Origin of the sequence: Brenneria izadpanahii, from assembly GCF_017569925.1 — a bacterium.
In the GTDB taxonomy this organism is placed as follows: domain Bacteria; phylum Pseudomonadota; class Gammaproteobacteria; order Enterobacterales; family Enterobacteriaceae; genus Brenneria; species Brenneria izadpanahii.
In genome coordinates this window covers 1-12,348 of sequence record NZ_CP050854.1, presented here as the reverse complement: position 1 = coordinate 12,348, position 12,348 = coordinate 1, and the positions used below count along the sequence as shown (strand labels likewise).

The window sequence follows — 12,348 nt, the reverse complement described above, 5'->3', positions numbered from 1 at the left end:
TTATTTCCCATAATTAGTGGATCATCGCCAACGCGTCCTTAAGAACCTTCTCGCCATTCATCATTCCATAATCAATGGTATTTATAACGGCGATAGGCTTGTTTTTTTCATCAGCTATTTCTTTAAACTCCGCCAGCTTATACTTAATCTGCGGCCCGAGCAGACAGCAGTCATATTGCGAAACAACCTCATTAAACTCTTCAAAACCAACGGCTTTTATTTCAACATCGATGCCTTTCTCCTTCGCCACTTTTTCCATGCGTTGGACCAGCATGCTGGTGGACATACCCGCTGCGCAACAGAGTAGAATTTTATTCATCATGCACCTCACCGTCCGTATTTTTTATTATTCAAGCAACATAAAAAATAATATGCAACCGGTTTCATATTGTTTTTCTCATTTTTTGAACGCGATCATAAATAGAATTTCCCATGAATAAAAATTAGCGGCATCTGGTTTAAAGCTGATAAAAATGGTCTAATTTCCTTATAATAATCAGAATAGCGCGCCATACGGCGGCGGCGAATTCGCAGCGCGCCGGATAAGACCGGGTAACGGAAACCAGCGCGCCAGCAACGTGAATGATGTCGGGTAATAACGGGAAAGTTGAGAAAACAGAATGATAACCATGCTCGATGTGGCGAAAAAAGCGGGCGTATCGAAAGCCACGGTCTCACGCGTACTAACGGGAAACAGCTATGTCAGCAAAACCACTAAAGACCGGGTGTTCAAAGCGATAGAGGAAACGGGCTACCGGCCGAACCTGCTGGCGCGCAACCTTGCCACCAGCAAATCCCAAAGCATTGGTCTGGTGGTCACCAACACCTTGTATAACGGCCCCTACTTTAGCGAGCTGCTGTTTCAAACCGCCACCTTGACGGAGAAATACGGGCGGCAGTTGATCATGGCCGATGGCAAACACGGCGCGGAGGAGGAGGAACAGGCGATTCGGTTCCTGCTGGATTTACGCTGCGACGCGATCGTCATCTACCCTCGCTTCCTCTCCATCGCCGCGCTGGAAACCATTATCGATCGTTATGAACAGCCCATCATGGTGGTAAACCGCAAGCTGAAACATCATGAGGAAAACAGCGTCTGCGCCAACCATCAACAACACTGTTTTAGCGCGGTAAATTACCTGATTGAGCAAGGGCACCGGAATATCGCCTTTATCAGCGGCTCTGCGGAATCGCCGACCGGAGAAAGCCGTCTCGCGGGTTATCGTCAGGCTCTGGCGGCCCAGGGGATCGAATTCAACCCCGCGCTGGCGGCGCCTGGAAACTGGACGTCCGAAAGCGGTTATAACGCCGTGAAGATACTGCTCCGGCGCGGCGTTGCCTTCAGCGCGTTGGTCGCCAGCAACGATGACATGGCTATTGGCGCGGCGAAGGCGTTTCGCGAACGGGGCATATCCATACCGCAGGATGTTTCTTTACTGGGCTTCGACGACCTGCCTATGGCCTCCTGGTTTCATCCGGCCTTGACCACCGTGCACGTTCCGGTCGCCGAAATGATAAAATGCGCTCTTGAAAGGCTGTTGTGTAAATTGGAGGGGGAAACCGTCGCGTCGTTACCCGAATTTAAAGGCCAATTGATTATCCGTGAATCGGTAGGAAAAGGCCCGGCCGCGTTCTCCGATTGAATTTCGGCCCGTCTCATTCTTTTTTAAAATGACATTTCGAATATGTTTTAAAGTACGACGATATTATCCGAACCGCGAAATATATTAATTATTCTTCTCTTTTTTATTTCGATAAAACGTCTTACGCGCGGCGCGTAAAACCAACTGTAGCAGTAACGAAATAAATAGATCACTGAAAATCACTAAAGAAACAATAATTGAGTCGATAAACTCAAAGTGATCCTTATCACATTAATACCCTTCATCTTTCCAGCGGCAGGGGCGTCGGCTGCATTATTATTCGCCGTCTTCTAAGCCTCGAAATCTATTGGGTATATTTCATGCAATCCGACAGTGAAATAAGTATAGCCGGCTGCGCTTACATAGACACTTTGGTTATTAAAAGAGGACGATCCAATGTCAAATGAATTGGTTTCCTATTCTTCACCCCAGTCAATTTCTTCTAAAAAAAAGAAACTTTCCACCCGGGCTCTGGTATTAATTAGCACCATCACAGCAATCGCATTAGGATTTATTATTACCGTCGGTTTACTGCTCTGGCAATCCAGCCAGCAGCAAAAGTATATCGCCCAGAAATTTCTGGCCCAAATGACGTATTCAAATGTCTCTTTGGTGCAGAATAAATTCAATAATGCATTATCTGCCGCGCGCGATCTGGTTCAGAGCGTACAAACATTACAGGAAGTGGGTAATCCCGATCGCCTTACCGCGGAAGCGATGTTGAAAAACACGCTGAAAAATCATCCCGACCTGCTTTCCATGTCGCTGGCCTGGGAACCCAACGCTTTCGACGGGAAAGATCAACAATATGCCGAACTGCCCGATCAAGATCCCAACGGGCGTTTTGTCCGCTACGTCGATCGCGATCCCGCCGGCAACATTGCGCTGCACCACCTGACCGATTATGAAACGCCCGGCAGCGGCGACTACTATCTTCTGCCGCGTCAACTGCAAAAAGAGGTCATTCTGGATCCCTACAGCTATAGCTATAACGGCGTGGATACGTTACTTACCTCGCTCGCCGTTCCCATCATGGTCAACGGCAAGTTTTATGGATCCGTCACCGCTGATTTCTCGCTAGCCAGCCTGCAACAGTTCGTTAATAGCATCAGTCCTTATCCAGGCGCTTACGCGCAGATGTTTTCTCATACCGGCGTCTTTATCGCGCATCCGGATCAGAAACGCATCGGCCAGAGATCCGAGAATAGTCAGGCGCTGCTGGAAAGCGTTGCGAATGGCAAAATCAGTATACAGGAGCGCTTTAGCGACACCCTGAATACCGAAGTATTCAGCATTAACGCCCCTATCGCCATCGGCAATACCGGCACGCCCTGGGTGCTGGGTCTGGCGATCCCCGTCAACGCCGTGATGGCGGAAAGCATGAAACAGCGCAACATCGCCATACTGCTGACCATACTGAGCATCATCGTGGTTTCCGGCGTGGTGGGCGTCATTTTCACCCGAAAGGTACTGCGTACCGTTGGCGGGGAGCCTGCGGAGGCGGCCGATATCGCGCTGGCAGTCGCGCAGGGCGATTTAACCAAAGACATTCCGCTGCAGGCCAAAGATAAGCGCAGTATCTTTTACGCGATGCGCACCATGCAGACGCAGTTGAGGGATATCGCGGAGCAGTTGCTCACCACCAGCGAATCAGTCAGCCACGGCGCCAGCGAAATTTCCGCAGGCAATACGGACCTGGCTTCCCGAACCGAACAGCAGGCCTCCGCGCTGGAAGAAACCGCGGCCAGCATGGAACAAATCACCGCGACCGTGAAACAGAACGCGGACAATGCCCATAACGCCACGCGCCTGGCGCAGAACGCCGCGCAAATCGCCAAACAAGGCGATGCGATTGTTGGTCAGGTCGTCGGTATTATGGGGGAAATTGATGATAGTTCTAAGAAGATCGCCGAGATTACCAGCATTATTAACAGCATCGCCTTCCAGACCAATATTCTGGCGCTGAACGCGGCGGTGGAAGCCGCCAGAGCGGGCGAACAAGGGCGAGGTTTTGCGGTGGTGGCCAATGAAGTGCGCAATCTCGCCCAGCGCAGCGGCAATGCGGTGAAAGAGATCACCGCGCTGATCGCCGAATCAGCCGGCCGCGTCGACAACGGCGTCAAGCTGGTGCAAAGCGCGGGCGCCACCATGCAGGATATGCTGACGGCGGTGACGTCGGTAAAAGATATTATGGATGAAATCGTCTCGGCGTCGGACGAACAATCGCGCGGCATCAGTCAGGTTACGCAGGCGGTGCACGAAATGGATGGCGTCACGCAACAGAACGCCGCGTTGGTACAGGAAGCGTCCGCCGCCGCGGCTTCGCTGGAAGATCAGGCCAAACGGCTCTCCCAGGTGGTGCAGGTGTTCAGACTTTCCTAATCGCCGATAAGACAACAGACCGGCATCGCCGGTTTGTTGTCTCCAGCGCTCGGGAAAAATCCTGCGGCATCATCACCAACGTGGGCATTTATCTGCAAACGAGTGGGAAACCGGACGCAGTTCCGGTGCATTTTTTTCATCGAAGCTGCCAATCACCAACGCAACGGTCGGCTCGTCGTCAATAGCGCCCAGCGTACTGCCGCAGCGCGGACAGAAAGAACGGCTGGAATAATCGGACGAGCGATAACGCGCGGGTTCTCCGCCTTCGCCAATCCACGCAACGGATGCCTGCGGGAACTCGACCCAATACAGCGTAGGCGCCCCCGAATGCTGCTGACAGTAGGTGCAAGAGCAGGCATGAGGATTGCCCGGCTTACCTACGGCCTTAAAGCGGATATGTCCACACAGACAGCCGCCCAGATAGTCTTTGCCCGCCATGTCGCGCCTCCATTATCCATCGATGAATATCTCCACCCTAGCAGGTATCTCGCTAAGCCAAAAGGCATCTCGCGGGTGATCGGCGTCGCCTGAAGAGAATATCTCCACCGCCGATAAAAGATTGGACGCTAATAATATGAGCAATATGGTAATGTTATGCCTTTACTGCCTCAGGAAACGACGCCGGCGTGCCGCATCGTCTTTCACGCATAAATCCACTATCGCCTGCTGACGACAAAAAATGAAACGAATAAAGCTGCCCCTGCTGGCCCAGATTTCATCCGCTCACCTGGTGAGCCATTTCCACATGATGGTGCTGCCTGCGCTGATCCCATTGCTCTCTGAACAGCGTAATATCAGCTTCGTCGAACTGGGCTTCGCGCTCAGCGTGTTCAACATCGTCTCCGCCTGCGTGCAAACGCCGATAGGCTTCGTCGTCGATCGCATCGGCGCGCGGCGCACCCTGACCGCCGGCCTGACGCTCGGCAGCCTGTGTTTTCTCTCCCTGAGTTTTTCAGACAGCTACTTCTGGCTGGTGGCGGCGATGGCGCTGGCGGGCGTGGCGAACGCGGTCTATCATCCCGCGGATTACGCGTTATTGTCGCGCGGAATCGACGAAAAACGCATGGGGCGGGCTTTTTCAATTCATACGTTCTCCGGCTTCTTCGGCACCGCTATCGCGCCGGGGATCTTACTGGCGGTAGCCGCCTTCGCCGGCACCAACAGCGCATTTGTCGTGGCGGGAGCAATAGGACTGCTGACGGTTCCGCTGCTATTAACCGGCCGGGACCAGCCGGCCCGGATTCAGACGGCCTCGCAGGAGAACGCGCCGTCAGGCAAACGCCGCCGCGTCCCGCTTTTTACGCTGCCCATCATGGCGCTGTTAGTGTTATTCCTGCTGTTAAACCTGAGCACGGCGTCGATTCAGAACTTTTCGGTTACCGCGTTTGTCACCGGCTATGAGCTGCCGTTATCGCAGGCGAATATCGTGCTGACCTCCTTCCTGTTTTCCAGCGCCTTCGGCGTATTGGCGGGCGGCGCGCTGGCGGATAAAACCCGGCGTCACGGGCTGGTGGCGACGGCGGCGCTGGCAATAACCGCGGGATTAATCACGCTGGTCGCCATCTATCCGCTGCCGGTCGCCATTTTGGTTCCTCTGCTGGCCGCCGCCGGCTTTCTATCCGGTATGATTGCGCCTTCGCGCGATATGCTGGTGCGCGCGGCCTCGCCCGCCGGCGCCGAAGGGCGGGTTTTCGGCATCGTCTCCACCGGTTTCAACATCGGCGGCGCCGTTGGCCCGGTGCTGTTCGGCTGGTTGCTGGATCACAACTATCCGCAGGCCATCTTCTGGTCAGCGGTTATTTTTATGCTGATCACCGCGCTGATCACGCTGCGCCAGGAATTGCGCAGCGCCAGACAACGGGCGGTAGCGGCATAGCAGGGCTTCACGCCGCGATACCGGCAGCGATTTAAACGCCGCTTGCGACGATCGGTAGAATTGCCGCCATGCAGGCGGACCATAAAAAACGCAGGGAGCGTTTTCAACGCCACGCAGTGACGCAGGACGGCTGCCATAAAAAAGCCGGCTCAGAAGCGAGCCGGCCTGATTCCCTCCGCTGCGAGGGGAGGGTTAGGGTGGGGTAAAACGGACGATTTACCCGATTAGATATCGATATTCGCGGCTTTCAACGCATTCTCTTCGATAAACGCGCGGCGCGGCTCAACCGCATCGCCCATCAGCGTGGTAAACAGCTCATCGGCGGCGATGGCGTCCTTGACCGTCACGCGCAGCATGCGGCGGCTGGTCGGGTCCATCGTCGTTTCCCACAGCTGTTCCGGGTTCATTTCGCCCAGACCTTTGTAACGCTGAATAGCCAGACCACGGCGGGACTCTTTCACCAACCAGTCCAGCGCTTGTTCAAAGCTGGCGACGGGCTGACGACGCTCCCCGCGTTCAATGTAAGCATCTTCTTCAATCAGACCACGTAACTTTTCGCCTAATTGATTGATCTTACGATATTCGCCGCCGGTGACGAAGCCGTAATCCAACGGATAATCGGTATCGACGCCGTGGGTCCGCACACGCAGAATCGGTTCAAAAATCTGCCGTTCCTGGTTATCGTTGATAGCGAAGGTGTAAGCGCTGCCGTGCTGTTCCTGTTCATTCAGGCGCGTAACCAGCATTTCGATCCACTGCTGAACATGCTCCCGGTCGCTTAAATCCGTTTCAGCCAGCGTCGGCTGATAGATTAAGCTGTTGAGGAATGCCCGCGGGAAACGGCGCTCCATACGGCCGATGGTTTTCTGTACCGCATAATGCTCGGCAACCAGTTTCTCCAGCGGCTCGCCCGCCATCGCCGGCGCGGCGGCGTTGGTGTGCAGCGTCGCCCCATCCAGAGCCAGCATAATCTGGTACTGATCCATCGCGTCATCATCTTTGATGTACTGTTCCTGTTTGCCTTTCTTCACTTTGTACAGCGGCGGCTGCGCGATATACACGTGCCCGCGCTCGACAATTTCCGGCATCTGACGGTAGAAGAACGTCAACAACAGCGTACGGATGTGAGAACCATCGACATCGGCATCGGTCATGATGATGATGTTGTGATAACGCAGTTTATCCGGGTTGTACTCGTCGCGGCCGATGCCGCAGCCCAGCGCGGTGATCAGCGTCGCCACTTCCTGCGAGGAGAGCATTTTATCGAAGCGCGCTTTCTCGACGTTCAGGATCTTACCCTTCAGCGGCAGAATCGCCTGATTCTTACGATTACGCCCCTGCTTGGCGGAACCGCCCGCCGAGTCCCCTTCCACCAGGTACAGTTCGGACAATGCCGGATCTCGTTCCTGACAGTCCGCCAGCTTGCCCGGCAGGCCGGCCAAATCGAGCGCGCCTTTACGGCGGGTCATATCGCGCGCCTTACGCGCGGCTTCGCGGGCGCGGGCGGCATCAATGATTTTGCCCACCACGATTTTGGCGTCCGACGGATTTTCCATCAGATAATCCACCAGTTTCTCGTTCATCAGCGACTCGACGGCCGTTTTCACTTCCGAGGACACCAGCTTATCTTTGGTCTGAGAGGAGAACTTCGGATCGGGAACTTTCACCGAAACTACGGCGATCAAACCTTCACGCGCATCGTCGCCGGTGGCGCTGATCTTGGCTTTTTTGCTGTAGCCTTCTTTATCCATATAGGTGTTCAGGGTACGGGTCATGGCGGCGCGGAAGCCGGCCAGGTGAGTACCGCCGTCACGCTGCGGAATGTTGTTGGTAAAGCAGTAAATGTTTTCCTGGAAACCATCGTTCCACTGCAAAGCGACTTCAACGCCGATATCGTCTTTCACCGTAGAGAAATAGAATACCGTCGGGTGAATCGGCGTCTTGTTTCTGTTGAGGTAATCAACGAACGCCTTGATGCCGCCTTCATAGTGAAAATGGTCTGCTTTATCTTTTACGCGCTCGTCGATCAGGCGGATAGAAACGCCCGAGTTCAGGAAGGAGAGCTCGCGCAGACGTTTGGCCAGAATCTCATATTCGAATTCCACCACGTTGGTAAAAGTCTCTAAGCTCGGCCAGAAGCGCACGGTGGTGCCGGTCTTATCGGTATCCCCCACGACTTTCAGCGGCGCCTGCGCCACGCCGTGGCGATAGGTTTGCTGATGAACCTTACCTTCGCGGCGAATGACCAACTCCAGTTTTTCCGACAGGGCGTTAACCACGGAAACCCCCACGCCATGCAGACCGCCGGAAACTTTATACGAGTTATCATCAAATTTGCCGCCGGCATGCAGCACCGTCATGATCACTTCCGCCGCGGATATCCCCTCTTCCTCATGAATACCGGTGGGAATACCACGACCATCATCCTGCACCGAGACTGAATTATCAGCGTGGATAGTGATGACAATGTCTTTACAATAGCCAGCGAGTGCCTCGTCGATAGCGTTGTCCACAACCTCGAATACCATGTGATGCAGACCAGTACCATCATCCGTATCACCGATGTACATACCTGGGCGTTTACGTACCGCATCCAGCCCTTTCAATACCTTGATACTTGAGGAGTCATAAGAATTCGACATCAACGTTTCTCGCTCATTTTAGTCCTGTGATTGAACCGTTATTTTACCCTGTTCTACGCGGAACATCTTGCCATTTTCACCCATCATGTCGGCTATCTGCTCAGCGCCGATAGCGCTGACAAAAACCTGCGCATGGGTGGCTTTTAACCGTTCAGCCAGCAAACGGCGGCGGGTACTATCCAGTTCGGAAGCAAAATCATCTATCAGATACAGACAGCGCAGTCCGTTCTGACGGGTGAGAAACTCACCCTGGGCCAGCCTTAAGGCGCACATAAGCAGCTTTAGCTGACCACGAGACAGCATATCCTCGACGGCCACACCGCTGGCGCGGATGCGGAAATCGGCTTTATGCGGCCCAAGCGCCGTATAACCCAACATACGGTCGCGTTCAAACTGCCGTTCCAGTAGTTCGGCATAGTCACTTTCTTTATCCCAGCCGCGCTGGAAAGCGAAGCTGAGGGAAAATTCCGGTAAAAATTGGCTACAGGTGATTGAAATATCTTCAACAATCGCCGTGCTGTATTGCGCCCGCCATTCACTGATACGTTCGGCCAGCGGCGCCAACTCCTGATCCCAGGCCCGAAGCTGCCCATACTGGCTCACCTGCCGCAGCGCCGCATTACGCTGGCGCAGCAGGCGTTTCATATTGCTCCAGGCGGAGAAAAAACCAGGTTCGTTGTGAAAACAGCCCCAGTCGAGAAAGGCGCGACGGTATTTCGGCCCGCCGTTCAGCAGAGTGAAACCTTCGGGAGTGATCAACTGAATCGGCAATAGCTGCGCCAATTCGGCCACTTTATGGCCGTCGCTGCCGTCGATACGCACTTTACCGTCGCCCTGACGGTTCTTACTCAGCCCGATCGAACGTTCGCGTTCAAGACCATCGATACGGCCATGCAGAACAAATTCCGGCTGTTCGTGACGGATAACGCGCGCCGCCTGCACGCTGCGAAACGCCCGCCCATGCCCCAGCGTGTAAATCGCTTCCAGTACGCTGGTTTTACCGCTGCCGTTCGCGCCGACCAAAAAATTAAAGCCGGGCGCCAGCGCCAAATCGGCCGCTTCAATATTGCGGAAATCTTTAATCAGAAGACGAGTCAGAGCCATGCGACTATTTCTTGTAATTTAAAGACGTTATTGTCGCAGACTGACTGAATGCGGACAGCGCGCCGCCCAAATACAACGTATTTTGGACGGACGGCAGGCCCAACGAGCGTTGCCAACGGACGCCCGAAGCGCTCTCGACATAGGCGGAGTGGGTGAACGCGCCCCCATCCCCGACCGGCAAAAAAAATCGCCCGACATAGACTAGAGACGCATCGGCATAACGACATAGGCGGCGGCCCGGCTAACGCTATCCTCGATCTGCACGCTGGAAACCGAGTCAGTCAGCAGTAAGCGGACATCCTCGCATTTTAGCGCATTCAGAACGTCCAGCACATAACTGACGTTGAAGCCGATCTCCATCTCGGTGCCGTCGTACTGCACATCCAGAATTTCTTCCGCCTCTTCCTGTTCCGGGTTATTGGCGGTGATTTTCAACTGGTTCTGAATGAGGTGTAAACGTACGCCGCGGAATTTTTCATTCGACAGAATGGCCGCGCGGGAAAACGCCTGCTTAAGCAAATCACAGCTGGCTTCCAGCGTTTTGTCCGGGTTCTTCGGCAATACGCGGCGATAATCCGGGAAACGGCCGTCAACCAGCTTGGAGGTAAAGATGAAATCGCCGACGTGAGCGCGGATATTGTTACTGCCGATTTGCAGCTGCAGCGGCGTATCGCCGCCATCCAGCAAACGCACCAGTTCCATCACGCCTTTACGCGGCACAATCACCGAATGCGACGGCAGCGTCTGCCCCACCGGCATAGCGCATACCGCCAGGCGGTGGCCGTCGGTCGCCACCGTACGCAGCTCTTCGCCCTCGGTTTCAAACAGCATGCCGTTGAGGTAATAACGAACGTCCTGATGCGCCATCGAAAACTGCGTGGCTTCAATCAAACGCTTCAGCGTTGCCTGAGGCAGCGAGAATTCAACGTCGCTCTGCCAGTCATCCAGATTGGGAAAATCAGCGGCGGGCAAGGTCGACAGCGAAAAACGGCTGCGGCCGGAGCGCACCAGCATACGATCGCCATCCAGCATGATGGTGATTTCCGCGCCATCCGGCAAACCACGGCAGATATCGAACAGTTTACGGGCCGGGACCGTTGTGGCTCCAGGTTCATGCGGCTGCGTTAACGCAACCTTGGCGACCATCTCCATTTCAAGATCGGTGCCGGTGAGTGATAGCGCCCCTTCGGTAACCTGCAATAGCAGGTTGCCCAGAATAGGTAATGTAGGTCGGCCGCCCAACGGGCTACTGACCTGTTGCAGTGGTTTTAACAGATGTTCGCGTTCGACAATGAATTTCATAATATTATGAAGATAATGTTCTGATTAAATTGGAAAAATCTTCTTTGATGTCGTGACTTTCTTCACGCAGCTGTTCGATTTTACGACAGGCATGCAACACCGTGGTATGGTCCCGCCCACCAAACGCATCGCCGATTTCCGGCAAACTGTGGTTAGTCAACTCTTTGGCCAGCGCCATCGCCATCTGGCGCGGACGAGCCACCGAGCGGGAACGACGTTTGGATAATAGATCGGCGACTTTGATTTTATAGTATTCCGCCACCGTCTTCTGGATATTATCGATAGTAACCAGTTTTTCCTGCAATGCCAGCAGATCGCGCAGCGCCTCACGTACAAAATCAATGGTGATGGAACGGCCGGTAAAATTGGCATTGGCGATCACCCGGTTTAATGCGCCTTCCAGCTCACGCACGTTGGAACGCAGGCGCTTGGCGATAAAGAAAGCCACTTCCCCCGGCAGACGGATATCATTCTCGTCGGCCTTTTTCATCAGGATAGCCACACGCGTTTCCAGCTCCGGCGGCTCAATGGCGACCGTCAGCCCCCAGCCGAAACGCGATTTCAAACGATCTTCCACGCCGTTGATCTCTTTCGGATAGCGATCCGACGTCAGAATGATCTGCTGATTGCCTTCCAACAGCGCATTGAAAGTGTGGAAAAACTCTTCCTGGGAGCGCTCTTTATTGGCAAAAAACTGAATATCGTCAATCAGTAATGCATCAACTGAACGGTAATAGCGCTTGAATTCTTCAATCGCATTATTTTGCAACGCTTTTACCATATCCTGAACAAAACGCTCAGAATGCATGTAAACCACTTTCGCATTGGCTTTACGGGCAATGATGCCGTTGCCGACCGCGTGTAATAAGTGCGTTTTCCCCAGTCCGGTTCCGCCGTACAGGAACAGGGGATTATAGGCGCCGCCCGGATTGTCGGCCACCTGACGGGCGGCGGCGCGCGCCAGTTGGTTCGATTTACCTTCAACGAAGTTATCAAAGGTGTGTTTCGGATTTACGTTGGAGCGATAAGTGTGCTCCGCCTGCGCCGGCGAGTTATCCCAGCTTGGGCGCACCGGCGCTGAACGTACCTGCACCGCGGACGCAACGTTGCCATTGCTATGATGGTTAACCGGCTGGCTTATCGTCTGAACCAATGGTTTGCTGCCCACCTCAAAACGCAGCAACGGGGCATCCATTCCGCAAAAATCGTTTAGCAACCCATTGATATTATTTAAATATTTATCACGAACCCAATCCAGTACGAAACGATTAGGGGCGTAGAGCGCCAGAGTGTTATCACTCAGTTCTGCCTGCAATGGGCGTATCCACATACTGAATTCTGTGGCAGGTAACTCATCCTGCAAACGGGCAAGACACTGCTGCCAAAGCGAAAGTGACAC

General features: G+C 54.1%; 9 protein-coding genes. 3 read left to right on the top strand and 6 right to left on the bottom strand.

Annotation, left to right across the window (positions count from 1 at the left end; all coding sequences use genetic code 11):
• Positions 1-13: 13 nt before the first annotated feature.
• Positions 14-319 carry a PTS sugar transporter subunit IIB gene (locus HC231_RS00045; protein WP_208231169.1) on the bottom strand — a complete coding sequence of 102 codons (306 nt, stop codon included), beginning with the start codon at positions 317-319 and terminating at the stop codon, positions 14-16.
• A gap of 301 nt (positions 320-620) precedes the next feature.
• Here HC231_RS00045 and HC231_RS00040 point away from each other — a divergent pair, with 301 nt between their 5' ends.
• Entirely contained in the window at positions 621-1,643 is a 1,023-nt protein-coding gene (locus HC231_RS00040) for a LacI family DNA-binding transcriptional regulator (RefSeq protein ID WP_208229164.1), read from the top strand.
• A 396-nt stretch (positions 1,644-2,039) separates the two neighbouring features.
• Positions 2,040-4,025 (top strand): methyl-accepting chemotaxis protein, encoded by a 1,986-nt coding sequence (locus HC231_RS00035; protein WP_208229163.1) that lies wholly within the window; start codon positions 2,040-2,042, stop codon positions 4,023-4,025.
• A gap of 72 nt (positions 4,026-4,097) precedes the next feature.
• Here the strand turns inward: HC231_RS00035 and HC231_RS00030 are convergent, their stop codons facing one another.
• Entirely contained in the window at positions 4,098-4,463 is a 366-nt protein-coding gene (locus tag HC231_RS00030) for a GFA family protein (RefSeq protein ID WP_208229162.1), read from the bottom strand.
• A gap of 241 nt (positions 4,464-4,704) precedes the next feature.
• Here HC231_RS00030 and HC231_RS00025 point away from each other — a divergent pair, with 241 nt between their 5' ends.
• A complete protein-coding gene (locus HC231_RS00025) occupies positions 4,705-5,901 on the top strand; it encodes an MFS transporter (protein ID WP_208229161.1) in 1,197 nt (398 codons plus the stop codon).
• 224 nt (positions 5,902-6,125) lie between these two features.
• On the opposite strand, the gene gyrB is transcribed toward HC231_RS00025, so the two are convergent.
• From gyrB to dnaA, 4 genes are all read right to left on the bottom strand, one after another.
• The gene (gyrB, locus tag HC231_RS00020) at positions 6,126-8,543 is read right to left on the bottom strand and encodes a DNA topoisomerase (ATP-hydrolyzing) subunit B (protein WP_208229160.1); all 2,418 of its coding nucleotides are present in this window, start codon (positions 8,541-8,543) and stop codon (positions 6,126-6,128) included.
• An 18-nt stretch (positions 8,544-8,561) separates the two neighbouring features.
• A complete protein-coding gene (recF, locus tag HC231_RS00015) occupies positions 8,562-9,647 on the bottom strand; it encodes a DNA replication/repair protein RecF (RefSeq protein WP_208229159.1) in 1,086 nt (361 codons plus the stop codon).
• Between the two features lie 201 nt (positions 9,648-9,848).
• A complete protein-coding gene (gene dnaN, locus HC231_RS00010) occupies positions 9,849-10,949 on the bottom strand; it encodes a DNA polymerase III subunit beta (protein WP_208229158.1) in 1,101 nt (366 codons plus the stop codon).
• A gap of 4 nt (positions 10,950-10,953) precedes the next feature.
• Positions 10,954-12,348, bottom strand: coding sequence for a chromosomal replication initiator protein DnaA (dnaA, locus tag HC231_RS00005; protein WP_208229157.1), 1,395 nt, complete (start codon positions 12,346-12,348; stop codon positions 10,954-10,956).